Source organism: Pseudomonas sp. SWRI50, from assembly GCF_014269095.1.
GTDB lineage: Bacteria > Pseudomonadota > Gammaproteobacteria > Pseudomonadales > Pseudomonadaceae > Aquipseudomonas > Aquipseudomonas kermanshahensis.
Window position 1 is genome coordinate 343290 of record NZ_JABWRW010000004.1, and the last position, 25204, is coordinate 368493.

The 25204-nt window shown below is 63.6% G+C and carries 24 protein-coding genes and 1 pseudogene; 16 read left to right on the forward strand and 9 right to left on the reverse strand.

Features of this window, described 5'->3' with window-relative positions; translation table 11 throughout:
* The first annotated feature begins 319 nt into the window (after nucleotides 1-319).
* From HU750_RS07115 to trmA, 3 genes are all read left to right on the forward strand, one after another.
* A complete protein-coding gene (locus tag HU750_RS07115) occupies nucleotides 320-1540 on the forward strand; it encodes an MFS transporter (RefSeq protein ID WP_027595436.1) in 1221 nt (406 codons plus the stop codon).
* Nucleotides 1541-1862: 322 nt separating this feature from the next.
* Nucleotides 1863-3158, forward strand: a complete 1296-nt coding sequence (locus HU750_RS07120; RefSeq protein WP_085273929.1) for an NCS2 family permease — start codon at nucleotides 1863-1865, stop codon at nucleotides 3156-3158.
* On the forward strand, nucleotides 3155-4240 hold the full coding sequence (gene trmA, locus HU750_RS07125; RefSeq protein ID WP_186677938.1) for a tRNA (uridine(54)-C5)-methyltransferase TrmA: 1086 nt from the start codon (nucleotides 3155-3157) through the stop codon (nucleotides 4238-4240). The genes HU750_RS07120 and trmA overlap by 4 nt, the downstream gene beginning before the upstream one ends.
* Nucleotides 4241-4369: 129 nt before the next feature.
* Here trmA and pcaG read toward each other — a convergent pair whose 3' ends face one another.
* Entirely contained in the window at nucleotides 4370-4975 is a 606-nt protein-coding gene (gene pcaG / locus HU750_RS07130; RefSeq protein ID WP_099430440.1) for a protocatechuate 3,4-dioxygenase subunit alpha, read from the reverse strand.
* A 10-nt stretch (nucleotides 4976-4985) separates the two neighbouring features.
* Nucleotides 4986-5705 carry a protocatechuate 3,4-dioxygenase subunit beta gene (gene pcaH / locus HU750_RS07135; protein WP_027595440.1) on the reverse strand — a complete coding sequence of 240 codons (720 nt, stop codon included), beginning with the start codon at nucleotides 5703-5705 and terminating at the stop codon, nucleotides 4986-4988.
* A 199-nt stretch (nucleotides 5706-5904) separates the two neighbouring features.
* Here pcaH and ypfJ point away from each other — a divergent pair, with 199 nt between their 5' ends.
* The 3 genes and pseudogenes from ypfJ (at nucleotide 5905) to HU750_RS27515 (ending at nucleotide 8897) form a co-directional block, all read left to right on the forward strand.
* Complete coding sequence (gene ypfJ / locus HU750_RS07140; protein WP_186677941.1) at nucleotides 5905-6795, forward strand: KPN_02809 family neutral zinc metallopeptidase; 891 nt, start codon at nucleotides 5905-5907, stop codon at nucleotides 6793-6795.
* A gap of 317 nt (nucleotides 6796-7112) precedes the next feature.
* Nucleotides 7113-7775, forward strand: a pseudogene (locus HU750_RS27510) (methyl-accepting chemotaxis protein); the annotation flags it as partial.
* Between the two features lie 117 nt (nucleotides 7776-7892).
* The gene (locus tag HU750_RS27515; protein ID WP_502944326.1) at nucleotides 7893-8897 is read left to right on the forward strand and encodes a methyl-accepting chemotaxis protein; all 1005 of its coding nucleotides are present in this window, start codon (nucleotides 7893-7895) and stop codon (nucleotides 8895-8897) included.
* A gap of 120 nt (nucleotides 8898-9017) precedes the next feature.
* Here the strand turns inward: HU750_RS27515 and ggt are convergent, their stop codons facing one another.
* The 3 genes from ggt to mdaB form a co-directional block, all read right to left on the reverse strand.
* Entirely contained in the window at nucleotides 9018-10685 is a 1668-nt protein-coding gene (ggt, locus tag HU750_RS07150; protein WP_186677949.1) for a gamma-glutamyltransferase, read from the reverse strand.
* 117 nt (nucleotides 10686-10802) lie between these two features.
* The gene (locus HU750_RS07155; protein ID WP_027595444.1) at nucleotides 10803-11699 is read right to left on the reverse strand and encodes a LysR family transcriptional regulator; all 897 of its coding nucleotides are present in this window, start codon (nucleotides 11697-11699) and stop codon (nucleotides 10803-10805) included.
* 183 nt (nucleotides 11700-11882) lie between these two features.
* The gene (gene mdaB / locus HU750_RS07160) at nucleotides 11883-12473 is read right to left on the reverse strand and encodes an NADPH:quinone oxidoreductase MdaB (RefSeq protein WP_186677953.1); all 591 of its coding nucleotides are present in this window, start codon (nucleotides 12471-12473) and stop codon (nucleotides 11883-11885) included.
* Nucleotides 12474-12668: 195 nt separating this feature from the next.
* Between mdaB and HU750_RS07165 the strand changes: the two genes are divergently transcribed.
* Nucleotides 12669-12983 carry a putative quinol monooxygenase gene (locus HU750_RS07165; protein ID WP_085273926.1) on the forward strand — a complete coding sequence of 105 codons (315 nt, stop codon included), beginning with the start codon at nucleotides 12669-12671 and terminating at the stop codon, nucleotides 12981-12983.
* On the opposite strand, the gene HU750_RS07170 is transcribed toward HU750_RS07165, so the two are convergent.
* Nucleotides 12973-13737 carry a sulfite exporter TauE/SafE family protein gene (locus HU750_RS07170; RefSeq protein WP_186677956.1) on the reverse strand — a complete coding sequence of 255 codons (765 nt, stop codon included), beginning with the start codon at nucleotides 13735-13737 and terminating at the stop codon, nucleotides 12973-12975. The two genes, HU750_RS07165 and HU750_RS07170, sit on opposite strands and share 11 nt — an antisense overlap.
* 77 nt (nucleotides 13738-13814) lie before the next feature.
* Between HU750_RS07170 and HU750_RS07175 the strand changes: the two genes are divergently transcribed.
* From HU750_RS07175 to HU750_RS07205, 7 genes are all read left to right on the forward strand, one after another.
* A complete protein-coding gene (locus tag HU750_RS07175) occupies nucleotides 13815-14696 on the forward strand; it encodes a LysR substrate-binding domain-containing protein (RefSeq protein WP_186677960.1) in 882 nt (293 codons plus the stop codon).
* 228 nt (nucleotides 14697-14924) lie between these two features.
* The gene (locus tag HU750_RS07180; RefSeq protein ID WP_186677962.1) at nucleotides 14925-15530 is read left to right on the forward strand and encodes a CDP-alcohol phosphatidyltransferase family protein; all 606 of its coding nucleotides are present in this window, start codon (nucleotides 14925-14927) and stop codon (nucleotides 15528-15530) included.
* Nucleotides 15531-15560: 30 nt separating this feature from the next.
* The gene (locus HU750_RS07185; protein ID WP_186677964.1) at nucleotides 15561-17318 is read left to right on the forward strand and encodes a bifunctional alpha/beta hydrolase/class I SAM-dependent methyltransferase; all 1758 of its coding nucleotides are present in this window, start codon (nucleotides 15561-15563) and stop codon (nucleotides 17316-17318) included.
* Entirely contained in the window at nucleotides 17315-18637 is a 1323-nt protein-coding gene (locus tag HU750_RS07190; protein WP_186677966.1) for a phosphatase PAP2/dual specificity phosphatase family protein, read from the forward strand. The genes HU750_RS07185 and HU750_RS07190 overlap by 4 nt, the downstream gene beginning before the upstream one ends.
* A complete protein-coding gene (locus tag HU750_RS07195; RefSeq protein WP_027595451.1) occupies nucleotides 18634-19065 on the forward strand; it encodes a hypothetical protein in 432 nt (143 codons plus the stop codon). Before HU750_RS07190 ends, HU750_RS07195 begins: the two co-directional genes overlap by 4 nt.
* A gap of 10 nt (nucleotides 19066-19075) precedes the next feature.
* Nucleotides 19076-19699 carry a lysophospholipid acyltransferase family protein gene (locus tag HU750_RS07200; RefSeq protein WP_027595452.1) on the forward strand — a complete coding sequence of 208 codons (624 nt, stop codon included), beginning with the start codon at nucleotides 19076-19078 and terminating at the stop codon, nucleotides 19697-19699.
* A 1-nt stretch (nucleotide 19700) separates the two neighbouring features.
* On the forward strand, nucleotides 19701-20633 hold the full coding sequence (locus HU750_RS07205) for a phosphatidate cytidylyltransferase (protein ID WP_027595453.1): 933 nt from the start codon (nucleotides 19701-19703) through the stop codon (nucleotides 20631-20633).
* 104 nt (nucleotides 20634-20737) lie between these two features.
* Here HU750_RS07205 and HU750_RS27520 read toward each other — a convergent pair whose 3' ends face one another.
* Nucleotides 20738-20908 (reverse strand): DUF3077 domain-containing protein, encoded by a 171-nt coding sequence (locus HU750_RS27520; RefSeq protein WP_081717523.1) that lies wholly within the window; start codon nucleotides 20906-20908, stop codon nucleotides 20738-20740.
* A 66-nt stretch (nucleotides 20909-20974) separates the two neighbouring features.
* Between HU750_RS27520 and HU750_RS07215 the strand changes: the two genes are divergently transcribed.
* Complete coding sequence (locus tag HU750_RS07215; protein WP_003251579.1) at nucleotides 20975-21319, forward strand: cupin domain-containing protein; 345 nt, start codon at nucleotides 20975-20977, stop codon at nucleotides 21317-21319.
* A 230-nt stretch (nucleotides 21320-21549) separates the two neighbouring features.
* Here the strand turns inward: HU750_RS07215 and mmsB are convergent, their stop codons facing one another.
* Complete coding sequence (mmsB, locus tag HU750_RS07220; RefSeq protein WP_027595454.1) at nucleotides 21550-22437, reverse strand: 3-hydroxyisobutyrate dehydrogenase; 888 nt, start codon at nucleotides 22435-22437, stop codon at nucleotides 21550-21552.
* A gap of 10 nt (nucleotides 22438-22447) precedes the next feature.
* A complete protein-coding gene (locus HU750_RS07225) occupies nucleotides 22448-23974 on the reverse strand; it encodes a CoA-acylating methylmalonate-semialdehyde dehydrogenase (RefSeq protein WP_085273919.1) in 1527 nt (508 codons plus the stop codon).
* Between the two features lie 132 nt (nucleotides 23975-24106).
* Here HU750_RS07225 and HU750_RS07230 point away from each other — a divergent pair, with 132 nt between their 5' ends.
* Entirely contained in the window at nucleotides 24107-25057 is a 951-nt protein-coding gene (locus HU750_RS07230) for a LysR family transcriptional regulator (RefSeq protein WP_027595456.1), read from the forward strand.
* Nucleotides 25058-25204: the final 147 nt, after the last annotated feature.

Genomic DNA, 25204 nt, shown 5'->3' on the forward strand with positions numbered 1-25204 from the left:
CGTGGCCCTCGCGCCTACTGCCCCCACGGTATCGAGTGCGGCGAGTTGGAATTGTTCTGTGCAATCGCAGGGATTCCGGCCCAAAGGCCACATCGTCGGCTGATCGTTGCATTTACAACGATTGATCCAGGTCAACGACTGACTGGAAGCATAGTCCTGAATGGCCAGGCGGGCCGTGTGGTTGATTGCCGCGTGACCCGTTGCCCCACCCTCTTTCATAAACCGTGAAAAAGTGCCGATTACGGCAAACAGTAACTGCTTGTTACAAACAGATGATAATCTGCCGCCCCCTCTACTGCGCCGAGGCCACAGGTTTCAGATGTCCGATTCCGCACCGCAGTTGTTGCGTCATCATCGCCCCTTCATCGCCTTCTGGCTGGCGCGTGTGTTTACCGCCAGCGGCTTCCAGATGCTCACCGTGGCCATCGGTTGGCACCTCTACCAGCTCACCGGCAATGTGCTCGACCTGGGCCTGGTCGGCCTGGTCGAATTCGCCCCGCGCGTGCTGTTCATGCTGCACACCGGGCATGTTGCCGACCGCTATGACCGGCGCAAGGTCGCCGCCCTGTGCCAGAGCCTGCAGGGGTTGATTGCCCTGGCGCTGGCGGTGGGCAGCGCCACCGACAACGTCAGCCGCGAGCTGATTTTCGCCCTGGCCTTCCTGCTGGGCGCGACGCGTTCATTCGAGATGCCGGCGACCCAGGCCCTGCTGCCCAACGTCGTGCCGCCGGGGTTGTTCCCTCGGGCGGTGGCGGCCTCGGCCTCGGCGACCCAGGCCGCCACCATCGTCGCCCCCGCAGTGGGCGGCTTGCTGTATGCCTTTGGCAGCATCTGGGTGTATGGGCCGACCGTAGGGCTGTACGCCATCGCCTGCGTGCTGACCTTGAGCCTGGACGCGCGCCAGCAAGTGGCCCAACGCGGCCGTGCCAGCCTGGAGTCGCTGTTGGCCGGCATCCGCTTTATCCGCAGCCGGCCAGACATTCTCGGGGCCATTTCGCTCGACCTGTTCGCCGTGCTGCTGGGCGGCGCCACCGCGCTGTTGCCGGTGTTCGCCAAGGACATCCTGCTCACCGGCCCCTGGGGCCTGGGCCTGCTGCGCTCTGCGCCCGCGGTGGGCGCGTTGCTGATGTCGCTGTGGCTGGCGCGCTTCCCGTTCGAGCGCAAGGTCGGGCGTACCATGTTCACAGCGGTGGGCGTATTTGGCGTGGCGACCATCGCGTTTGGCCTGTCGACGTCGTTCTGGTTCTCGCTGGCGGTGCTGGTGGTGCTGGGGGCGGCGGACATGATCAGCATGGTCATACGCAGTTCGTTCGTGCAGCTGGAAACGCCAGATGAAATGCGCGGGCGGGTGAGCGCCGTCAACGGCTTGTTCATCGGTGCCTCGAACCAGCTCGGCGAGTTCGAATCGGGGGTCACGGCGCACTGGTTTGGCACAGTGCCGGCGGTGGTGCTCGGTGGCGTGGGCACGCTGGTGGTGACCGGGGTGTGGATAAAACTGTTCCCAACGTTGGCCAAACGCGATCGGTTGCACAGCGGCTGATCACCGGCCTCAGGCCCTGCGCGGAGCCTTGTAGGAGCAGCCTTGTGCTGCGAAGAGGCCCTTACAGTCATTAAAGATTCTTCTGTCAGACCGGCCTCTTCGCAGCACAAGGCTGCTCCTACACGGTTTTCAGCACAGGCTTTGAGGGTGGCGTGGGTTTGCAAAATCCCATTCCCCAATGGCCATAGGCCCCCGCCATGCATGCTGGTATGATGCGCGGCTTTTTTCCGCCCCAGATAAAACCACGGCAACCGGTACGGTCTGTGCTTTGCTGATGGGGTCGATACAAATCACGGCGCCGGGGGCGCCTTGGGGAGCGGGCATGCTGGAAAGGCTGTTTCAACTAAAAGCACACAACACCAATGTGCGCACCGAGATTCTTGCGGGCGTCACCACCTTCCTGGCCATGGCCTACATCCTGTTCGTCAACCCGAGCATCCTCGGCGAGACCGGCATGGACAAAGGTGCGATCTTCGTCGCCACCTGCCTGGCCGCGGCCATCGGCTCGACGACCATGGGCCTGATCGCCAACTACCCGATCGCCCTGGCGCCGGGCATGGGCCTGAACGCCTTCTTTACCTACACCGTGGTCCTGCACATGGGCCACACCTGGCAGGTCGCGCTGGGCGCGGTGTTCCTGTCGGCGGTAATGTTCTTCCTGCTGTCGATCTTCCGCATCCGCGAATGGATCGTGAACAGCATCCCGCTGCCGCTGCGCTCGGCCATTGCTGCCGGTATCGGCTTGTTCCTGGCACTGATTGCCCTGCATAACGCCGGCATCGTCGTCGATAACCCGGCCACCCTGGTAGGCCTGGGCGACCTCAAGCAGCCGGCGCCGATCCTCGCCACCCTGGGCTTCTTCCTGATCGTCGGCCTCGAATCACTGAAGGTTCGCGGCGCGGTGCTGATCGGCATTCTGGCCGTGACCATCGCCGCGATCGCGATGGGCGTGACGCCGTTCGCCGGCGTCGTGTCCATGCCGCCATCGCTGGCACCGACCTTCCTCCAGCTGGACATCGCCGGTGCCTTGGATGTGGGCCTGGTCAGCGTCATCTTCGCCTTCCTGTTCGTCGACCTGTTCGACAACTCCGGCACCCTGATCGGCGTGGCCAAACGCGCCGGCCTGATGGGCAAGGACGGCCACATGCCGAAGATGGGCCGCGCCCTGATTGCCGACAGCACCGCCGCCATGGCCGGCTCGCTGCTGGGCACCTCGACCACCACCAGCTACATCGAATCGGCTGCCGGCGTGAGCGCGGGCGGGCGCACCGGCCTGACCGCCATCGTGGTGGCCGTGCTGTTCCTGCTGGCGCTGTTCTTCGCACCGCTGGCCGGTAGCGTACCGGCCTTCGCCACGGCGCCAGCGCTGCTGTTCGTCGCCGTGCTGATGGCCTCGGGCCTGGCGGAAATAAACTGGGACGACGTCACCGAAGCCGCACCTGTGGTGGTGACCGCCCTGGCCATGCCGCTGACCTACTCGATCGCTAACGGCATCGCCTTCGGCTTCATTTCCTGGACCGCCGTCAAGCTGATCTCGGGTCGCCACCGCGACCTGAACCCGGCCCTGGTGATCCTTTCCATCCTGTTCGTCATCAAGCTGGGCTGGTTCAACGCATGAGTGCTGCTTTCGACCCCTCCTCCTACGCCACCCAGCTGGACGCCAAGGTTGCCCGGCTGCGCGCGCTGCTGGCGCCGTTCGGCGCGCCGGAACCGGCTGTTTTCGATTCGCCGCGCGAGCACTATCGCCTGCGCGCCGAGTTCCGCCTGTGGCGCGAGGACGGCCAGCGCCACTACGCGATGTTCGCCCCGGGCGAGAAGCACAAGGCGATCCTGATCGACGACTTCCCCATCGCCAGCGAGCGCATCAATGACTTGATGCCGCGCCTGAAGGCGGCCTGGCAGGCCAGCGAGGCACTGAGCAATCGCCTGTTCCAGGTGGAGTTCCTCACCACCCTGGCCGGCGATGCGATGGTCACGATGTGCTACCACCGCCCGCTGGACGAGGCCTGGGAAGTGGCCGCGCGGCAGCTGGCCGACGAACTGGGGGTAAGCCTGATCGGCCGCTCCAAGGGCAAGCGCCTGGTGATTGGCCGTGATTACGCGGTAGAGAAACTGGACGTGGCGGGCCGTGTGTTCAGCTATCGCCAGCCGGAAGGCGCGTTCACCCAGCCTAACGGCGCGGTGAACCAGAAGATGCTGAGCTGGGCGTTCGACGCCATGGGCGAGCGCGAGGATGACCTGCTGGAGCTGTATTGCGGCAACGGCAACTTCACCCTGCCACTGGCCACCCGTGCGCGCCAAGTGCTGGCCACCGAGATCAGCAAGACCTCGGTCAACGCTGCGCTGAGCAACCTTGATGAGAACGGTGTGGATAACGTGCGCTTGGTGCGGCTGTCGGCTGAAGAGCTGACCCAGGCGCTGAATGACGTGCGCCCGTTCCGGCGGCTGGAAGGGATCGACCTGAAAAGTTACGCGTTCGGTACCGTGTTCGTCGACCCGCCGCGTGCGGGGATGGACCCGGATACCTGCGAGCTGACCCGGCGCTTCGAGCGGATTTTGTACATCTCGTGCAATCCGGAAACGCTGGCGGCGAACATCGAGCAGTTGCAGGACACACACCGCATCGAGCGTTGTGCGTTGTTTGACCAGTTCCCGTATACCCATCACATGGAAAGTGGGGTTTTGCTGGTTCGGCGTTGATTGTGAGAAATTGGGGCTGCTTTGCAGCCCTTCGCGGCACAAGGCCGCTCCTACAGGGATCACGCGGTCCTTGTAGGAGCGGCCTTGTGCCGCGAAGGGCCGCAAAGCGGCCCCCGTTTCTATCAGAAGTCAGAAGTCGAAGAACACCGTCTCCCCTTCCCCCTGAATTCGGATATCGAAACGATACGCCGTCTTCCCATCCACTTCGCAACGCTTGGCAATCAGCGTCTCACGGCGCTGCGGCTGCTCGATCAGGTTGAGCACCGGGCACTTGGCGTTGGCTTCGGCTTCATCATCAAAATACAGGCGCGTGTGCAGGTGGATGTTGATGCCACGGGCAAACAGGCTGATGTTGATGTGCGGCGCCATCGGCACGCCGGCCGCGTTCTTCACCACACCCGGCTTCACCGTTTGCACGGTCCACTCACCGGCATCGAAAGTGGTAGCGGTGCGGCCGAAGCTGTTGAAGGCGTTTTCCAGGTTGTATGCATCCTGGTACTGGCCGGCGGCATCGGCCTGCCACAGCTCCAGGAACGAATCGCGCACCAAGTGCCCGTTACCGTCATAGACCTGGCCGATCAACAGGATGTGTTCACCCGGCGCCTCAGGCTTGGCCAGGCGGTTCCAGATTTCCTGGTCGCGGGTCGGGTTACCGGCCGCTTCCAGGGCCAGGCCGATATGCACGTAGGGGCCGGCAGTCTGCGAAGGGGTTTCCGGCAGCAGTTCGATTGGCATGGCGGGGTCCTCAGCAGTTTTCGAAGTGGGTCTTGCGCTGGCCGCGCAGCACGATATCAAAGCGGTACGCCAGGCAGTCCATCGGGTTGGCGTTGCTCATGTCGAGCTTGGCGATCAACTGCTGCACGGCTTCTGGGTTGGCGATCGACTTGACGATCGGGCACATCGGGATCAGCGGGTCACCCTCGAAGTACAGCTGGGTGATCAGCTTGGTCGCAATCGATGGGCCGCTGATGCCGAAGTGGATGTGCGCCGGGCGCCAGTCGTTCGGGCCGTTGCGCCATGGGTAGGGGCCCGGCTTGATGGTGCGGAAGCTGTAATAGCCGTCGCGGTCGGTCAGGCAACGGCCGACGCCACCAAAGTTAGGGTCCAGCGGTGCCAGGTAGCGGTCGTTCTTGTGGCGGTAGCGGCCGCCAGCGTTGGCCTGCCACATTTCTACCAGGGTATTGGGCACGGGCTTGCCGTACTGGTCGACCACGCGACCGGCAACGATGATGCGCTCACCAATCGGCAGGCCACCGTTGTTGAAGTTCAGCAGCAGGTCATGGTCGTGGGCGCCGAAACCCAAGTGGGTGAAGTCCGGGCCGGTGGTTTCGCTGATCGACTGCGGGATGCTGACCAATGCCTGGCGCGGCGAGCGGGCAATGGAGGTCTTGTAGTCGGGGGTCAGGGCTTTGGGGTGCCAGTTGCGATCACGGATCACGAAGCGGCTGGTGTCCTGGGCGGGCATGCCGTTTTCCTCTCTTGGAATTATCTGGACGCCTTGCAGGGCAGGCGGACTTACAGTTTCAGATAAGCCGCGCGGGATGAATACTGAAATCAGCCCTCACATACATAACCATATGGTTATGGTTTAACACCTTTGTCTGACACCCTCCCCGTTGGTGAACTAATCTTTGTCTTCTTGTTTCACGCTCCGGAGAGCATTCATGGAATGGCGAAAAGGCCGACGCAGCGACAACGTGGTCGATGCCCGAGGCGAAGGTGGCGGTGGTGGCGGCATGCGCTTCGGCGGCGGCAAGGGCCTCGGGCTGGGGGCGATCCTGCTGATCGTGGGCATTGGCTGGCTGACCGGGCAAGACCCGCTGCAGATACTTGGCCAGCTCACCGGGCAGATGACCCAGCAGCAGCAACAGGCGCCCAGTGGCGCAGACGGCAAGGCGCCGCCGGCCAATGACCAGCAGGCCGACTTCGTCGCCTCGGTGCTGGGTGACACGGAAGACACCTGGAAAGCGCTGTTCTCCCAGGCGGGCAAGCAGTACCGCGACCCCAAACTGGTGCTGTTCAGCGGCCAGGTCAACTCGGCCTGCGGCTTCGCTTCGGCGGCCGTCGGCCCGTTCTATTGCCCGGCCGACCAGCGGGTGTACCTGGACATGTCGTTCTTCCGCGAGATGGAAACCCGTTTCGCGGCCGCGGGTGACTTTGCCCAGGCCTATGTCATCGCCCACGAGATCGGCCACCACGTGCAGACCCTGCTCGGCGTGTCGGCCAAGATCGATGCCGCTCGCCGCAATGGCCAGCGCATGGAAGGCGACAACGGCTTGCTGGTGCGCCAGGAGCTGCAGGCCGACTGCCTGGCAGGGGTGTGGGCCTACCAAGCGCAAAAACGCTTGAACTGGCTGGAGCCGGGTGACGTCGAGGAAGCGCTGAACGCGGCCAATGCCATCGGTGATGACCGCCTGCAGCAAAAAGGCCAGGGCCGCGTGGTGCCCGACTCCTTCACCCACGGCACCTCGGCGCAGCGTGTGCGCTGGTTCAAGGCGGGGTTTGCCGAGGGCGAAGTGAACAGCTGCGATACCTTCAGTGCCCGTAACCTCTGACACGCTTGGGGCTGCCTGGCAGCCCCAGCCTCACCCTAACGACAAGTTACAAATCTGCTGAAAAAGCGTTTCAGCTTCCCTGATCATTGCCGATAACCCCTGCACGAATCAGCAGGCATCCAGAACAACAACGCCTTGCGATCGACGATCAAGAGAGCGAAAACAACTTCTGGAGTGCGTGCATGAACAGCTGGTTTGCCAACATCAGCGTCAACCTCAAACTCGGCCTGGGCTTCGGCCTGGTGCTGATCCTCACCGGCCTGCTGGCCCTGACCGGCTGGACCAGCCTGGGCAGCCTGATCGACCGCAGCAACTGGATGAGCGATATCAGCCAGCTCAACAAGGACCTGACTGACCTGCGCATCGCCCGCCTGCAGTACATGATTGCCAACGGCGATGATGCGGCGGCGGCCAACACGCTGAACAAGCTCGATGCCTTCAGTAACCAGCAACAACGCCTGGTCAGCACGTTCAAGAGCCCGGACAACGTCAAGCTGCTGCACGAACTGGGGCAGACCATCAGCCAGTACAAGGTCTCGCTGGCCACCATGCGCACGGGCTACAACGCCACCCGGGCCGCGCGTGATGCCATGAATGCGTCGGGCGCCAAGGCCGACCAGGCCATGGACGCCCTTAGCCAGGAAGTCATGGCACGCCCCGAAACCGACAGCGTGCGCCTGGCCCAGTACCAGCTGATCAGCAAGGCCCGCCAGCAACTGCTGCAGGTACGCATCGACGTGCGCGGCTACATGGCCGATAACAGCGCGACCAATGAACAGGCCGCCCTGCGCCAGCTCGAAGCGGCGCTGGCCGAGGCCGACAACCTCAAGCGCCGGCTGCCGGCCGCCGACGCGCGTCTGCAGCAGTTCGAACAGTCAGTGCTGGCCTACCGTGACGCCGTGCGCCAGTTCCGTGATGCGCTGGCCAGCATTACCAGCGCGCGCGCTGAAATGACTGTGCAGGGTGCCGACATCGTCAAGACCAGCGACGCGCTGTACAAAATCCAGCTGGAGCGCCGCGACATCGAGAGTACGCAGGCCCGTAGCCTGCAGGCCATCGCGACCTTGCTGGCGTTGCTTGTCGGCGTACTGGCCGCGGTGCTCATCACCCGGCAGATCACCCGCCCGCTGCAAGAAACCTTGCAAGCGGTGGAGCGCATCGCTGGCGGCGACCTGACGCACGACCTGCGCGTCACCCGCCGTGATGAACTGGGCGTATTGCAACAGGGCATCGCCCGCATGGGCACCACCCTGCGCGAGCTGATCAGCGGCATCCGCGACGGCGTCACCCAGATCGCCAGCGCTGCCGAAGAGCTGTCGGCGGTCACCGAGCAAACCAGCGCAGGGGCCAACAGCCAGAAAGTCGAAACCGACCAAGTCGCCACTGCAATGCACGAAATGGCGGCCACGGTTCAGGAAGTCGCGCGCAACGCCGAGCAGGCCTCGCATGCCGCCACCGGTGCCGACGACGAAGCCCGCGCGGGTGATCAGGTGGTCGGTGAGGCGATCAGCCAAATCGAACGCCTGGCCGAAGAAATGCACCGCTCCACCGAGGCCATGAACCTGCTGCAACAGGAAAGCCAGAAGATCGGCAGCGTGATGGACGTGATCAAGTCGGTAGCCGACCAGACCAACCTGCTGGCACTCAACGCCGCGATCGAAGCGGCCCGTGCCGGCGAGGCGGGCCGTGGCTTTGCCGTGGTCGCTGACGAGGTACGTGGGTTGGCCCAGCGCACGCAGAAGTCCACCGAAGAGATCGAAGAGCTGATTGCCAGCCTGCAGCACGGCACCCAGCAAGTGGCGACGGCCATGCAGGGTAGCCGGACCCTGACCGACAGCAGTGTCGAACTGGCGCGCAAGGCCGGCGCCTCACTGGAAAGCATCACCGGCACGGTGTCGAGCATTCAGTCGATGAACCAGCAGATTGCGGCGGCGGCGGAACAGCAGAGCGCGGTGGCCGAAGAAATCAGCCGGAGCATTCTGAATGTGCGGGATGTGTCCGAGCAGACGGCAGCGGCCAATAACGAGACGGCGGCGTCCAGCGTTGAGCTGGCACGGTTGGGCGGGCAGTTGCAGATGCTGGTTAGCCAGTTCCGCGTCTGACCTTCAGATAGCATTCGCGGGGCAAGCCCGCTCCCACAGGGACAGTGCAAATACTGAACGTTGCACAATCCTGTGGGAGCGGGCTTGCCCCGCGAAGAGGCCAGCACTGAGTCAACCGAATTACTTGACGATCATCCCCACCCCACGCCCACGCGGATCGGACGCCGTTTCCAGCTTGTCCCCGTTCACCCGGATCGCCTGGATATCGCCCATCTCCCAGCCCTGGTCCTCCAGCACATACCCCATTTTCTTCAGGTCATCCGCCACCGCCCCGGTCAGCGGTGCATAGCTGTCGAAGTAGATAGTGTCTTTAGGCAGCAACTGATGGTGCATACGCTGTGCCGCTACCGCCTTTTCCAGCGGCATGTCGTAGTCGTACAGGTTGTTCATCACCTGGAAGATCGAGGTGAAGATGCGCGAGCCACCTGGCGTGCCGATCACCAGCTCGACCTTGCCATCGCGGGTCATCAGGCTCGGGCTCATGGATGACAGCATGCGCTTGCCCGGCTCGATGGCGTTGGCATCCCCGCCGACCACACCAAAGGCATTGGCCGCACCCGGCTTGGCGCTGAAGTCGTCCATCTCGTCGTTGAGCAGGAAGCCGGCGCCCTTGACCACCACGCCACTGCCGTAGTCGAGGTTGAGGGTGTAGGTGTTGCTGACCGCGTTGCCCTGTTTGTCGACGATGGAGAAGTGCGTGGTCTGGTGCGGCTCCAGCCCCGGCTTGACGTCATCGGTGACCGAAATGGCCTTGGGGTTGACCTGCGCGGCGCGCTTGGCCAGGTACTCCTTGGCAATCAACTGATCGACCGGCACCTTGGTGAAGGCCGGGTCACCCAGGTAGTCGGCACGGTCGGCAAACACGCGCTTCTCGATCTCGGCAAGCAGGTGAATGTACTGCGCCGAGTTGTGCGCCACGCCCTTGAAGTCTGCCGCGCGGTCTTCCTTGATGCCCAGCAACTGGGCCAGGGCGACGCCGCCGGAGCTTGGCGGTGGCGCGGTGTAGACCACGTTACCGCGCCAGCTCAAGGCCATCGGCTCACGCCAGACCGCCTTGTAGTCCTTGAGGTCTTGCTTGGTGATCAGACCTTTGTCGGCCTGCATCTGCGCCACCAGCAGGTCGGCGGTCTTGCCCTGGTAGAACTCGCTTACGCCCTTGTCGGCAATGCGCTCGAGGGTCTGGGCCATTTCTGGCTGCTTGAACAGTTCGCCGACCTTCATGTTGCCGAAGTAGTCATTGAAGTTGGTCGCCGTCTTGAACAGGCCTTGGGCATCGTTGCGGTACTGGTACTGTTTTTCGGCAATCTTGAAACCGTTTTTGGCATAGCCGATGGCCGGCGTCAGCAGCTCGCTCCACGGCAACTTGCCGAACTTCTGGTGCGCCTCCCACAGGCCCATCACCGTGCCGGGTACACCTGCTGCCCGCACACCGACCAGGCTGAGGTTCTCGATCACCTCGCCTTTGTCGTCCAGGTACATGTTGCGGCTGGCTGCCTTTGGCGCCACTTCGCGGTAGTCGAGGAAGTAGGGCTTGCCGTCGACGAACAGGGTCATGAAGCCACCGCCGCCGATGTTGCCGGCTTCTGGGTAGGTCACCGCCAGGGTGAATGCCGTTGCCACGGCGGCGTCCACGGCGTTGCCGCCTTTTTTCAGGATATCGGCGGCAACCTGTGCACCATATTGATCGGGCGCAGCCACCGCGCCACCTTCCAGGGCGGCTGCATAGGCCGAGGAACAGGTCAGGATCGCGGCTCCGAGGGCCATGGTCGGGAACAGGACAATACGCATGACACTTCCTTGGTGTTGTTTTTGTTGATCACTCAGTAAGGCCGAAGCGTGTCGACTGTGCAATCCAACGTAGGAAGTTTCGCCGCCTTTGGGCAGGATGTGTCGCGTTCAGGCAACTCAGCAGGCGTACATCGCCAGCTTGCGCTGGATAAAATCGAGGAAGCACTGGATGCGCAGCGCCAACTGAGTGTTGCGGTAGTACACCGCATGGATCGGCTGGCGATAGCCGTTGTTGGCGTCGCCCAACAGCACCTGCAGGCGGCCGCTGCGGATGTCTTCGTGGGTCATGAAATGCGACAGGCTGACGATGCCCTCCCCGGCCAGCGCCAGCTGGCGCAGGGTTTCGCCGCTGGAGGCGATCAGCGCGGGGCGGATCGCCCAGCGGTCGCCCTGGGCATGGCGCAAGGGCCAGTGGTTGAGCGACTCGGGCTGGCTGAAGCCGAGCAAGCAGTGGTTGGCCAAGTCTTCGACGCGCTGCGGGGTGCCGTGGCGTTCCAGGTAGGCGGGGCTGGCCAGCACCTGCACCGGGCTGCACCCCAGGTTGCGGGCGTGCAGGCTGGAGTCGGCCAGCTCGCCGATACGGATCGCCACATCGGTGCTCTGTTCGAGCAGGTCGATGATCAGGTCGTCGGTGTTGAGCTCCAGCTCGATGCCGGGGTACTGGCGGCGGAACTCGCCGATCCAGGGCAGGATGGCGTGCAGCATGAACGGCGCGGCGGCGTTGATGCGCAGGCGCCCGGTGGCGGTCTGGTGGTTCATCGACAGGCGCTCTTCCATCGCGTCCATCTGTTCCAGGATCAGCCGCGAGCGCTCAAGAAAGAAGCGGCCTTCTTCGGTCAGGTCCATGCGCCGGGTGGTGCGGTTGACCAGGGTGGTGCCAAGCTTGGCCTCCAGGCGCGACAAGGTGCGGCTGACGGCTGACGGGGTCTGGCCCACCTGCTCGGCAGCAGCAGAGATCGAACCGCAGTCGATCACAGCGACGAATACCTGGAGTTCTTCGGATCGGGTTTTCACGCGCTTGGCCTTGGCTGGAGTGTGCCGTGATTCATAGCGGGTCGGTGGGGTCTGTGCAAGGGGGCCGCTGCGCGGCCCAATCGCTGGCAAGCCAGCTCCCACAGGGTTCGCGTTGTCGTCGAACCCACTGTGGGAGCCGGCTTGCCGGCGATTGGGCTGCGCAGCAGCCCCAGTCACAGGCACTTACACAGCCTTGCCAAACACCTTGTCCAAGTGCGCTTCATACGCTGCCAACGCCGCTGGCACATCCGGGCGCTTCATCACATCCACCGCCAGGAAGGTCGGCAAGCCGGTCATGCCAAGGAACTGGTTAGCCTTGTGGAACGGGAAATACACGGCGTCCACACCCTTGCCCTCGAAGAAATCGCTGGGGTCGTCAAACGCCTGCTGCGGGGCGTTCCAGGTCAGTGACAACATGTACTGCTTGCCTTGAATCAGGCCACCGCTGCCGTACTTCTGCGAGGCATCCGAACGGGTACGGCCGTCGTTGGCGTACAGGCTGCCATGGCCTTCGGTGAAGACGTCATCGATGTACTTCTTCACCGTCCACGGTGCGCCCATCCACCAACCGGGCATCTGGTAGATCACCACGTCGGCCCAGAGAAACTTCTCGACCTCTTCCCGCACATCGTAGCCGCCATCGATGAAGGTCTGCCGCACGTCGAAACCGGCACGGTCCAGGTGCGCGAGGGCCGCTTCGTGCAGGGTCGCGTTAAGGCGGCCATCGGAGTGAGCGAACTGTTTACCACCGTTGAGCTGAAGGATGTTTTTCATGCTGGCCTCGATTTGGCGATGTCGATCCGAGGGCGTTCTGCCTCGGTCGAGTCAAATTGGATGACCGGCAGATTAGAGACTCAGCGGCAGGGGAAACAGCGGCTATGAGTCAAAATACAATTGCTTTCAAATCACGAATGGCCAGCTAATTATTGCCTTAGAATCGGTTCATCATTCACCAGCGAGTAGCGATCCATGAGCGAGCAGTACGCTTTTATCCTCAAAGCCAAGACCCGCCCGGAAATGGCCGAAGCCTTCGAAACCCTGTTCCGCGCCTATGTTGAACCCAGCCGCCAGGAACCGGGCTGCATCGAGTACCACATGCTGCGCGACAAGGCCGACCCGAGCCTGTTCGTGTTCTACGAAGTGTGGGCGGACAAAGCTGCACTGGATGTGCACTCGGCCCTGCCGCACATGGTCGCGTTCTTCGAAAAGCGCATGGACTACCTGGAGCGCGAGTTCGATATCCAGTTGATCGACATGCTCAGCGCCTCGTCTGCTAACCGTTGATCAGCAGATGGCCGCCGAGCACGGCCAAGCCAATGAAGAAGCAGCGTTTGAACAGCGCGGCACTGATGCGCTGACGCAACCACTGCCCCGCCAGCATGCCCACCAGTGCTGGCGCCAGCATCAGCAATGAAGCACCTAGCGCCTGGCCGCCCAAGGCATCTTGCCCGGCCAGGCCCAGGGCCAGCGCCAGGGTCGAGACCGTGAACGACAGGCCCAAAGCCTGGATCATCTCGTCGCGGTTCAGGCCAAGGCTTTGCAGGTACGGCACTGCCGGCATCACGAATACGCCGGTAGCGGCCGTGACTACGCCCGTCACCAAGCCGCACAGCGGCCCCAGCCACCCTTCCCGCGCTTGCGCCACGCGCAACCCTGGGCCCATCAGCCCATACACCGCATACACCAGCAACGCGGCGCCCAGCGCATGCGCGGCCCACGCGCCACTGTTGATGCCCAGCCATGCGCTGCCAAGCAGGGTGCCGACAAAGATCATCACCAGCATCGGCCCCAGGCGACGCAGCAGCACCCGCAGATGACCACCGGCAGCCAGCTGCCAGAGGTTGGTGAGTGTCGACGGCACGATGAGTAAAGCGGCAGCCTGCGCAGGCGGCATAGCCAGGCCCAGCAGGCCCATGGCGATGGTCGGCAAGCCGAGGCCGATGACGCCTTTGACGGTGCCGGCCAGCAGAAAGGTGATGACCACCAGCAGTGTCAGTGCCGGGCCAATGTGTTGATAGAACGCGATCAAGGTATTCATAGGGCCATGATGGCGTGCGCCAGGCTGGCTGAAAATCTGCCATATACTCAGCCTGACTATTGGTAGGACAGAGGCACATGCATTTCGACCTGATCGACCTCGCGCTTTTCCGGCACACCCTGGAATGCGGCAACATCACTGCCGGCGCCCGGCGCAGCCATCTGTCGCTGCCGGCTGCCAGTGCGCGCATCCGCGCGATGGAAGCGTCCCTGGGCACGCAATTGCTAGCGCGCAATCGCCGCGGCGTACAACCGACGCCTGCCGGGCAGGCGCTGTTGCAGCATGCCCGCCTGATCGCGCAGCAAGTGGAGCGCCTGCAATTCGACCTGAGCCAGTACGCCCAGGGGCTGCAAGGCCAGGTGCGGCTGTTGTGCAACACCGCGGCGCTGACCGAGTACCTGCCCGAATTGCTGGCCAGTTATCTGGCACAGAACCCCGGCGTCAGTGTCGATGTCCAAGAGCTGCCAAGCTTGCGCATCGTGCAGTCGATTACCCAAGGCATCGCCGACCTGGGGATCATTTCGACTGCGGCGCCCAGCGAGCATTTGCAGACCCTGCCCTTTCGCGATGACCCACTGGTGTTGGTGACCCCCCTTGCGCATCCGCTGGCGACACACCCTGCGCCGAGCTTCATCGACAGCCTGGCCCATGGTCATGTCGGGCTGGGAGCAGACAGCGCATTGGCCTTGTACCTGGAGGAACAGGCCCTGCGTGAAGGCTTGCGGATGCGCGTACGGGTACGAGCCGATGGCTTCGATGGGGTGCTGCGCATGGTCGCGGGGGGCGCCGGGGTCGGCGTTGTGCCCTTGGCTTCGGTGCAACGCTGGCAAGGGCTGCTGCCGCTGCACTGGGTGGCGCTTCGCGAGGACTGGGCCAACCGCCAGTTGATGGTGTGCGCGCGGGACTTTGCAGCGTTGCCAGGGTATGCGGCGAACTTGGTCAAGCGCTTGGCAGGCTGAGGCTACATTCGCTCAATGCACGTTTTTTGTAGGAGCGGCCTTGCGTCGCGAAAGGGCTGCGCAGCGGCCCCAGCAATATCTGCAAGGACCCTGAATTCTGGGGCCGCTGCGCGCCCCGTTCGCGACGCAAGGCCGCTCCTACACGAATAGGCGTAAATCTGCTCCGGCGCTTGCGGCCACCGGGGCTCTTTGCCCACAATCACGCTGCACCACGAAAAGGAGTTCCAAGTGCCCTCGATCTACCAGCTCAAACCCCGCTTCCAGGCCTTGCTCCGGCCCGGCGTCAAGCGCCTCTACGACCGTGGCGTCACCGCCAACCAGGTCACCGTCGCCGCCGCCTTGGTCTCGGTCCTGCTGGGCCTGCTGCTGGCCGAGTTCAGCCACATCACCTGGCTGTTCATCCTGATCCCGCTGTGGATGTTGCTGCGCATGGCGCTCAACGCCGTGGACGGCATGCTTGCGCGGGAATTCGGCCAGCAATCCAGGCTCGGTGCCTACCTCAACGAACTGTGCGACGTGATCGCTGACGCCGCGCTGTACCTGCCTTTCGCCCTGCTGGCTGGCGTCTGGCCCAGCTTGGTGGTGCTGGTGGTGCTGAGTGCGACCTTCAGCGAATACGCCGGCGTCATGGGCCCGCTGGCAGGCGCCTCGCGCCGCTACGACGGGCCGATGGGCAAGAGCGACCGGGCATTCGCCTTTGGCGTGCTGGGCACCGGCGTTGCGTTCGGCCTGCTCAACGCCACCTGGCTCAACGGCCTCTTGCTGGTCATCTTCGCGCTCTCGCTCTATACCCTCTACAACCGGGTTCGCCAAGGGCTGGTCGAAGCCCGCTGAGCCCATCGCCGCCGGACAAGGATTCTCGCCATGCGCCAAGCGCAATCGCTGCATTTCTCTACCCATGACGGTGTCGAGTTGCACTACCGTCATTGGCCCGCGACACGCAATGAACACCAGCCGCGCCGCGCCGTGGTGATGTTCCACCGTGGCCACGAACACGGCGGGCGCATGGCCCACCTGGCCGACGAACTGGACATGCCGGGCTACGATTTCTTCGCCTGGGATGCCCGCGGCCACGGCCAGTCGCCGGGCGCCCGCGGCGACAGCCCAGGGTTTGCCACCAGCGTGCGCGACGTGCAGACCTTCATCGAGCATCTGCAGACCGTGCACGGCATCGCCGAGCACGACATGGTGGTGCTGGCGCAAAGCGTCGGCGCCGTGCTGATCGCCACCTGGGCCCACGACTACGCACCCAAGGTACGCTGCCTGGTGCTGGCCTCGCCGGCGTTCAAGGTCAAGCTGTACGTGCCCTTCGCACGGCCCGGCCTGAAGCTGCTCAAGGCCGTGCGCGGCAACTTCTTCGTCAACAGTTACGTCAAGCCGCGCCTGCTTACCCATGACCCCGAGCGGGTCATGTCGTACGTGGCCGACCCGCTGATCAGCCGGCCGATTTCGGTGACCATGCTGCTGGGCCTGTACGAAGCCGCCGACCGTGTGGTGGCTGACGCCCAGGCTATTCAGGTACCGACGCAGTTGCTGGTCTCTGGCGCGGACCTTGTGGTCGAGCGCAAACCGCAGGAGCGCTTTTTCGAGCGCCTGGGCAGTGCACGTAAAGAAATGCACATCCTCCCGGGCTTTTTCCATGACACCCTCGGTGAACGCGACCGCGCCCATGCGCTGAAGCGCATCGATCGCTTCGTCGCACATTGCTTCGACAGCCCTGTTACCGCGCCTTCGCTGCTCGATGCCGACAAGGTCGGCGCCAGCTGCGCCGAAGCCGAAAGCCTGGCCGCGCCCTTGCCACGCAACTCGCCCCGCGACCTCTACTGGCGCGCCACCCGTGCCAGCCTGCGCCTGGGCAAAGGGCTGGCCGAGGGCGTGAAGCTGGGGTTCGACACCGGCTTCGACTCTGGCAGCACCCTCGACTACGTCTACCGCAACCAACCGACGGGCAAAGGCAAGCTGGGCCGCATGGTCGACCAGAACTACCTCAACGCCATCGGCTGGCGCGGCATTCGCCAGCGCAAACTGCACGTCGAAGAACTGCTGCGCGAGGCCATTGCCCGCCTGCGCGCCGAGCAGCGGCCAGTGCATATCGTCGACATCGCCGCCGGCCACGGCCGTTACATCCTCGAAGCCTTGGAGGAACTCGAACAACGGCCGGACTCCATCCTGCTGCGCGACTACAGCGAACTGAACGTGCAACAAGGCAGCGCATTGATCGCCGAAAAAGGCCTGGCCGAGGTTGCTCGCTTCGTCCAGGGCGATGCCTTCGACCGCGCCAGCCTCGCGGCGCTGCAGCCAGGGCCTACGCTGGCCGTGGTGTCTGGCCTGTACGAACTGTTCCCCAGCAACGCGTTGGTGAGCAATTCCCTGGCCGGCCTTGCCGATGCCGTCGAAGCAGGCGGTTACCTGGTCTACACAGGGCAACCTTGGCACCCTCAACTGGAGATGATCGCGCGTGCCCTGACCAGCCATCGTGGCGGCGAGGCGTGGGTGATGCGCCGGCGCAGCCAGGCAGAGATGGACCAACTGGTCGAGGCAGCGGGCTTCCGCAAGCTGGCCCAGCGCATCGACGAATGGGGCATCTTCAGCGTCAGCCTGGCGCAACGGGTGCGTGAATGAACCCAACGCGTGAGCCCGGGCTGATTCGGCGGGGCGTGTTCTGGCTGTTGCTGCTGGGGCCGTTCTTCTTCCTCAGCTATGGGCTGGTGAATACTCACACTGCCAGCCGCAGTGATGTCGGCAGCCTGGTGTTCGGCTGGGAGCACGGCATGCCGCTGTGGCCCTGGACGATCATCCCGTACTGGTCGATCGACCTGCTGTACGGGTTGTCCTTCCTGCTGCCACGCACGCGCCAAGAGATGGACCGGCATGCCCTGGCGCTGCTCACGGCACAGGTGATCAGCGTCAGTTGCTTCCTGCTCTGGCCGCTGCGGTTCACCTTCGAACGGCCAGAAATGGCTGGGCTGTTCGGCTGGCTGTTCGATGTGCTGATGGGCTTCGACAAGCCTTACAACCAGGCGCCTTCGCTGCACATCGCGTTGCTGGTGATCATCTGGACGATGTTCGCCCGGCACGTGCACCGCCAGCCCTGGCGCTGGGTGATGCATGGCTGGATGGCGTTGATCGGCGTGTCGGTGCTGACCACCTGGCAGCATCACTTCATCGACGTGCCCACCGGGGCATTGGCAGGGTTTGTCTGCTTATGGCTATGGCCGTGGCAAGGTCGCCTGCCATGGCAGCAGGCCCGCCTTGCGCACGATGGCAAATGCCAGCGGCTGGCGCTGTGTTATGGCGTTGGGGCCTTGCTGTGTGCGGGGCTGGCCTACGCGGTGGGAGGTGCCGGGTTGTGGCTGTCTTGGCCAGCCGTGGCGCTGTTGTGGGTGGCACTGAACTACGGTTTGTTCGGCGCGGGTGGTTTTCAGAAGGGCGCCGATGGGCGCTTGTCCAGCGCCGCGACCTGGCTGCTGCTGCCCTATCTGATCGGGGCGTGGATCAATTCCAGGGTCTGGACACGGCGCCATCCGCAGGCGGATGAGGTGTGTGACGGGGTATTCCTGGGGCGGATTCCTGGCCGTGGTGAGGGCGCGCAGTTCGCTGCCATCGTCGACCTTTGCGCAGAGCTGCCGTGCCGCACTGAGGCCGCTCTCACCGCTCAGAACTACCGCTCGCTTCCCACCCTGGACTTGATCGTGCCCGACAGCAACCTGTTGCACGAAGCTGCAAATGCTATCGAGCAGTTGCGCCAGCAAGGCCCTCTGCTGGTCTGTTGCGCTCTGGGATATTCGCGCAGCGCCAGCGCCGTGGCGGCCTGGCTGGTACTCACGGGGCGCTGCGCCGATGCTGACCACGCTGAACAGCGGATACGCAGCGCACGCGCTGGCGTGGTCTTGCACGCGGCCCATCGACAGGCCCTGCAACAACTTGGCGCACAGCGATGAACCTGCAACTGACTGCCAGCCTACTGGCCCGGGGCCCCCAGCTGGAGCGCCTGTCGGACGGCATCACGCTGCTCGCCCTGGGCGTTGGCCTGGCGCCCTTGCTGGGCGCCGCGCTGCCGCCACTGGGCAGCCTGCTATGCGCGCTGCTGCTGGCGCTCGGCGTGCTGCACAAGTACTGGGCCATCCGCGTGGCCCTGGACGCCGAACTGTTCGCCCACCTTGGCGCCAGCCAAGACCTACCTGCAGACACGCAAGCGCTGGACCGTGCCTTGTTCGACCTCAACCTGAAACCGCACGCCAAGGATAGCCGCGACTGGCCCGCTCGCAGCCAAGCCGCATTAGCCCTGCTGCGCCGCCAAGCCATGTGCCTGGGCCTACAACTGTTGCTGGCCTTGGCTACCCTGCTGACATTGCCCTTTACCGGATGACCACCGCCCCATGCTTGCGACCTTGACTGCTTTCGTCATCACTTCGGCCGCCCGGCTGATCACTGGCGCCCGTGCGTTATGGCTCGGCTGCACACCGCAGCCGGTGCAACGCCTGTACTTCGCCAACCACAGCAGCCACGGCGACTTCGTGCTGCTCTGGGCCTCGCTGCCAGAACCCTTGCGCAGGCGCACCCGTCCGGTGGCCGGGGCCGACTACTGGGCGAAGCCCGGTATTCGCGACTTTCTCATCCGCAAGGTGTTCAACGGCGTCTTGATCGACCGCCAGCGCGCAGAAGGCCAAGGCAGCCCCCTGCAGCCGATTCTTGAGGCCGTGGCCCAGGGCGATTCGTTAATCTTCTTCCCGGAAGGCACCCGCAACCTGGGCGACGAGCCGCTCATGCCATTCAGAAGCGGCCTGTACCATTTGGCTGCGGCCAACCCCGACGTCGAGCTGGTGCCGGTGTGGATCGCCAACCTCAACCGGGTCATGCCCAAGGGCCGCGCCCTGCCATTGCCGCTGCTGTGCACGCTGAGCTTTGGCGAACCTCTCCACCTGCTGGCTGATGAAAACAAGCAGGCCTTTCTCGAGCGGGCCAGCCAGGCCCTGCTGAACCTGGCGCCGAAGGATGCCTGACATGGACGACAATACCCTTTCGCTGTTCGCCGGCATCGGCGCCCTGCTGCTGCTCGCCAGCGTGATCGGCCGCCTGCTCAAGTGGCGTGCCGGCCCCGCGCCGCATGCGGTGATCGACAACCTCAACGCCCGCATCAACGCCTGGTGGGTGATGGTGCTGGTGATCGGCATCGCCTTCCTGTTCGGCAAGTACGGCGTGATCGTGCTGTTCTACGGCGTGTCGTTCTATGCGCTGCGCGAGTTCATGACCCTCACCCCCACCCGGCGCAGCGACTACCCGGCGTTGGTGGCGGCGTTCTATGTGGCGCTGCCGGTGCAGTACGTGCTGATCGCCATGGACTGGTATGGCTTGTTCAGTATTTTCATCCCGGTTTATCTGTTTTTGCTGCTGCCGATCCTTGCCAGTTTCGGCGGCGACACCACGCGCTTTCTCGAGCGCGCATCAAAGGTGCAATGGGGGCTGATGATCGCGGTGTATTGCGTGTCTTCGGTGCCCGCGCTGATGACCCTCGACATCCCCGGGTTCGAGGGCCGCAACCTGCTGCTGATCGCCTGGCTGATCCTCGTGGTGCAAATCAGCGACGTGCTGCAATACGTGTGCGGCAAGCTGTTCGGCAAACGCAAGGTGGCGCCCAACCTATCGCCCTCGAAAACCCTCGAAGGCCTCGTCGGTGGCGTGGCACTGGCCACACTGATCGGCGCCCTGCTGTGCTGGATTACCCCGTTCAACTTCTGGCAGGCGGCACTGATGGCCCTGACCGTGAACGCCATGGGCTTCTTCGGCGGGCTGGTCATGTCGGCGATCAAGCGTGACCGTGGGGTGAAAGACTGGGGGCACATGATCGAAGGCCACGGCGGCATGCTCGACCGGATGGACTCGGTGTGCTTTGCGGCGCCGGTGTTTTTCCACTTTGTGCGGTATTGGTGGGCTTGAGAAAGATGCGCCTCTTAGCAGGTAAACCTGCCCCCACAGGTGCAACGCCAATCCCTGTGGGAGCGGGTTTACCCGCGAAGAGGCCGGCCCAACCGACACATAGCTCAGCCTTCTAACCCCTGCGCCGCATCATCCAGCAATGCTTTGGCCATACCACTCAGGTAGTGCGCCGCCCACATCAAGCTGCCCCCGCCCTGCTCCGCCAGGGCCGACTCCAGTGTCAGAGCTGCCGCTGATCCACATAGCGCAGTCAGGCACCTGGACGTCGAGCCCAGACAACTGCGGCGCGGCCAATGGCCCTATGGTGTCGAGTCATTCAGCCAGTCACCAGGAGTTGTGCCATGTCCGATTTCATCACCGTCCTGCGCGAAACCTGCCCGACGCCGGTCGTGGACGCCACCAAGTGGAAGCGCATCGGCGGCGATCCGCACACCGTCAACCTGAACGCCTACCTGTCGGCCGACGGCAGCAAAATCATGGGTACCTGGATCTGCACCCCGGGCAAGTTCGAGGTGAACTATGACAAGTGGGAATTCTGCCACTTCCTCGACGGCTACTGCATCATCACCCCTGAAGGCGAAGAGCCGAAGCACCTGAAAGCCGGTGATGTATTCGTGATCGAACCTGGTATGAAAGGCACCTGGGAAGTGGTCGAAACGGTGCGTAAGTACTTCGTGTTCGCCTGATTCGTTAGGCTGCAAATCCCCCTGTAGGAGCAGCCTTGCGCTGCGAAAGGGCCAAACCAGGCATAGCAATTGTGTTGCCTTGGCTGGCCTCTTCGCAGCACAAGGCTGCTCCTACAAGAGGCTTCACCAGCACGTTCGGGCAAAAAAAATCGCGGAGCAGGTGCCCTTCCCTCTGGTGCGCAGTTACAGAGGGAAGGCCGCCTGGCCCGCGATGAAATACACCTCGCTCGTCAATCCTGCTTGCGGTACCCCTCGACGATGGCCGAGAAGTCTTTGCCCCCCTCCCCGCGCAGGCTCATTGCCTGATACAGCTGCTGTGCCACGGCACCCAGAATCACCGGCTGGTGCGCCTGGCGTGCAGCTTCGGTAGCCAGCCCCAAGTCCTTGAGCATCAATTCGGCGCCAAAGCCGCCGGTGTAACCGCGTGAAGCCGGTGCGGTCTCGATGATGCCCGGCCACGGGTTGTACGTGTCTGAACTCCAGCAACGCCCGGTCGAGCTGTTGATGATGCCGGCCAGCACCTTGGTGTCGATGCCCAGTGCGTTACCCAGGGCCATGGCCTCTGACACGCCGATCATCGAGATGCCCAGCAGCAGGTTGTTACAGATCTTGGCAATCTGCCCTGTGCCGACCTCACCACAGTGCACGATGTTGCGGCCCATCTGCTCCAGCACCGGTTTGAGCGTGGCAAACAGCTCGGCACTGGCACCGACCATGAAAGTCAGGGTGCCGGCCGCCGCGCCGCCCGTACCACCGGACACCGGCGCATCGCCCATGTCGACGCCCTTGGCCGCTGCGGCCTTGGACACCTCGCGGGCGGTCTGCGGGTCGATGGTGCTGCAGTCCACGGTCGGCGTGCCGGGGCGTATGCCCGCCAGCACGCCATCATCGTTCAGGTAGACGCTGCGCACATGGGCTGCGGCCGGCAGCATGGTGATCACCAGCTCACTGTTGGCCGCCGCTTCCTTGGGTGACGGGCTGACCTGCCCGCCCAGTTCAGCGAGCTCGGCCAGCACGGTCTTGTTCAGGTCAAACAGGTTCAGCTGATGCCCGGCCTTGATCAGGTTGCGGGCCATGGGCGCGCCCATGTTGCCCAGGCCGATGAATGCAATACGCATGGCGAACTCCTTAGCGCAGGCTGATGGTGGTGTTCACACCGTCATTGACGCTGTCGTCATCGAACCAGCGGGCGGTGACGGTCTTGGTCTGAGTGTAGAACTGCACCACTTGCTTGCCGTAAGGGCCGAGATCACCCAGCTTGGAGCCGCGCGAGCCGGTGAAGCTGAAGAACGGTACCGGTACCGGGATCGGGATGTTGATGCCGACCTGGCCGATGTCGATCTCGCTCTGGAACTTGCGTGCAGCCGCGCCGCTCTGGGTGAACAGGCCGGTGCCATTGCCGAACGGGTTGCTGTTGACCAGGGCGATGGCTTCATCGAGGGTGTCGACTTCCAAGGTCACCAGCACCGGGCCGAAGATTTCCTGGGTGTAGACCTGCATGTCGGTTTTCACCCCAGAGAACAGGGTCGGGCCAACGAAGTTGCCTTGCTCATAGCCCGGCACCGTGACGCCGCGGCCATCGAGTTCGAGCTTGGCGCCTTCCTTGATGCCGCTTTCGATCAAGCCCAGTACCCGCTCCTTGGCCCGCTTGGACACCACCGGCCCGACATCGGTGCCAGGCTCAGAGCCGGCATTGACCTTGAGCTTGCTGGCGGCCTCTTTGATGTCCGGCAGCCACTCGCGGGCCTTGCCCACCAGCACCGCCACGGAGGTTGCCATGCAGCGCTGGCCGGCCGCGCCAAAAGCCGCGCCGACCAGGGCGTTGACGGTTTGGGTGCGGTTAGCGTCAGGCAGCACCACGGCGTGGTTCTTCGCGCCCATCATCGACTGCACGCGCTTGCCGTGCTGGCTGCCCAGGTTATAGACGTGGGTGCCGACTTCGGTAGAGCCGACGAACGAGATCGCCTTGATGTCTTGATGGGTGCAGATCGCATCCACTACCTGCTTGCCGCCATGCACCACGTTGAGCACACCGGCCGGCACGCCGGCTTCCAGCGCCAGCTCCACCAGCATCATGGTCGACAGTGGGTCCTGCTCGGAAGGCTTGAGCACGAAGGTGTTGCCGCAGACGATGGCCATGGGGAACATCCACAGCGGGATCATGGCCGGGAAGTTGAACGGGGTGATGCCCGCGCACACGCCGATCGGCTGGCGCAGGGTGTAGGTGTCGACGCCGCCGGCAACGTTCTCGGCGAACTCGCCCATCTGCAGGGTGCCGATCGAAGCGGCGTGCTCGACCACTTCCAGGCCGCGGAAGATGTCGCCTTCGGCATCGGCGAGGGTTTTGCCCTGCTCGGCGCTGAGGGTTTGGGCGATGCGTTTGGTGTGTTCGCGGATCAGCGCCTGCAGCTTGAGCATGATGCGCATGCGCGCGCCGATTGGGGTGTCACGCCAGGTCTTGAAGGCGCGATGGGCAGCGGCCACGGCAGCGTCGACTTCCTCGACGGTGGCGAACGGCACCCGCGCCAACACCTCTTGGGTGGCCGGGTTGACGATGTCGCGCCATTCGGTGGTCTTGGATTCGACCCATTGGCCATCGATCAGCAGCTTGACCTGCGCGACCTTGGTCTGGTCGGGGGATTGAGGTGCGTTCATCTGGGTTCTCCTTGGAATTATTGTCGGGTCGAGATCGCCAGCGCCGTGCAAACGCGAGGTGGCGTCCTGGGGCTTTTTTCGAGTATAGATGTGCAAACATCCAACAAGAACGCACAAAAAAACCGGATCATCATGCAAAAAGACCTCACATCCCTGAGCGCGCTCAACTGGGACGACCTGAAGTTCTTCCTCGAAGTGGCCCGCACCCGCAAAGCCAGTAGCGCCGCCAAGCGCCTGAGCGTCGACTACACCACGGTGTCACGGCGCATCACCTCGCTGGAGGGTGCGCTGGGCACGTTGTTGTTCGAAAAATCCCGGACCAACGGCTTCGTCCTGACCGCCGAAGGTCAGCGCCTGCTGGGTTATGCCGAGTCGATCGAAAGCACTTTGCACATGGCGTGCGAGCAGGTTTCGGGGTCGGGCGTGGCGTTGTCGGGGCATGTGCGCATGGGCTGCACCGAAGGTTTTGGCAGCTTCTTTGTCACGCCGCAACTCAGCCACTTCGTCGATGCGTATCCGGCCATTTCGGTGGATATCTTGCCGTTGCCGCACTTCATCAGCCTGTCCAAGCGCGAGGCGGATATCGTCATCGCCCTGGAACGCCCTGAACACGGCCCCTATGTGTGCTGCAAGCTGTGCGACTACCGGCTGCGGCTGTACGCCACCCAGACATACCTGGATAACCACGCGCCGATTCGGCAGGTCGGGGACTTGGCGAAGCACCCGTTCATTAGTTATGTGGATGACCTGGCGTTCAGTTCGGAGCTGTTGTACCTGGCCAACCTGATTCCCAATGCCAACGCGCATTTGCGCAGTACCAGTGTGATTGCCCAGTACACCGCGGCATTGCAGGGGCGTGGGCTGGCAATCTTGCCGTGTTTTCTGGCGGCGCAGGACCCGCGGCTGGTGACGGTGTTACCGGCGGAGATCGAGGTGACGCGGCAGTTCTGGATGTATTGCCGGGAGGACTTGAGGAAGCTGAAGCGGATAACCCTGTTGTGGGATTACATTCGCGAGGTGACCGAGGCGAATGCGCCGTTGTTGATGGGCGAGACGCGCGAGATGCGGTTTGCTCAGGGGTAGATCGATAAGGCGTCAGGGTGCCCCATCCTAACCAGTATTAGGCTCTGTACGAACGTTTTGTGGGAGCGGGCTTGCCCCGCGATGGAGTGCGAAGCGCTCCTATACCCGATATCAAATAGTGCAAAGACGCCGCGAATTCAGGCTTTG

Coding starts and splice junctions, on each gene's coding strand:
- HU750_RS07115 (WP_027595436.1), top strand. CDS start 320: ATGTCCGATTCCGCACCGCAGTTGTTGCGTCATCATCGCCCCTTCATC.
- HU750_RS07120 (WP_085273929.1), top strand. CDS start 1,863: ATGCTGGAAAGGCTGTTTCAACTAAAAGCACACAACACCAATGTGCGC.
- trmA (WP_186677938.1), top strand. CDS start 3,155: ATGAGTGCTGCTTTCGACCCCTCCTCCTACGCCACCCAGCTGGACGCC.
- pcaG (WP_099430440.1), bottom strand. CDS start 4,975: ATGCCAATCGAACTGCTGCCGGAAACCCCTTCGCAGACTGCCGGCCCC.
- pcaH (WP_027595440.1), bottom strand. CDS start 5,705: ATGCCCGCCCAGGACACCAGCCGCTTCGTGATCCGTGATCGCAACTGG.
- ypfJ (WP_186677941.1), top strand. CDS start 5,905: ATGGAATGGCGAAAAGGCCGACGCAGCGACAACGTGGTCGATGCCCGA.
- ggt (WP_186677949.1), bottom strand. CDS start 10,685: ATGCGTATTGTCCTGTTCCCGACCATGGCCCTCGGAGCCGCGATCCTG.
- mdaB (WP_186677953.1), bottom strand. CDS start 12,473: ATGAAAAACATCCTTCAGCTCAACGGTGGTAAACAGTTCGCTCACTCC.
- HU750_RS07165 (WP_085273926.1), top strand. CDS start 12,669: ATGAGCGAGCAGTACGCTTTTATCCTCAAAGCCAAGACCCGCCCGGAA.
- HU750_RS07170 (WP_186677956.1), bottom strand. CDS start 13,737: ATGAATACCTTGATCGCGTTCTATCAACACATTGGCCCGGCACTGACA.
- HU750_RS07175 (WP_186677960.1), top strand. CDS start 13,815: ATGCATTTCGACCTGATCGACCTCGCGCTTTTCCGGCACACCCTGGAA.
- HU750_RS07185 (WP_186677964.1), top strand. CDS start 15,561: ATGCGCCAAGCGCAATCGCTGCATTTCTCTACCCATGACGGTGTCGAG.
- HU750_RS07190 (WP_186677966.1), top strand. CDS start 17,315: ATGAACCCAACGCGTGAGCCCGGGCTGATTCGGCGGGGCGTGTTCTGG.
- HU750_RS07195 (WP_027595451.1), top strand. CDS start 18,634: ATGAACCTGCAACTGACTGCCAGCCTACTGGCCCGGGGCCCCCAGCTG.
- HU750_RS07200 (WP_027595452.1), top strand. CDS start 19,076: ATGCTTGCGACCTTGACTGCTTTCGTCATCACTTCGGCCGCCCGGCTG.
- HU750_RS07205 (WP_027595453.1), top strand. CDS start 19,701: ATGGACGACAATACCCTTTCGCTGTTCGCCGGCATCGGCGCCCTGCTG.
- HU750_RS07215 (WP_003251579.1), top strand. CDS start 20,975: ATGTCCGATTTCATCACCGTCCTGCGCGAAACCTGCCCGACGCCGGTC.
- mmsB (WP_027595454.1), bottom strand. CDS start 22,437: ATGCGTATTGCATTCATCGGCCTGGGCAACATGGGCGCGCCCATGGCC.
- HU750_RS07225 (WP_085273919.1), bottom strand. CDS start 23,974: ATGAACGCACCTCAATCCCCCGACCAGACCAAGGTCGCGCAGGTCAAG.
- HU750_RS07230 (WP_027595456.1), top strand. CDS start 24,107: ATGCAAAAAGACCTCACATCCCTGAGCGCGCTCAACTGGGACGACCTG.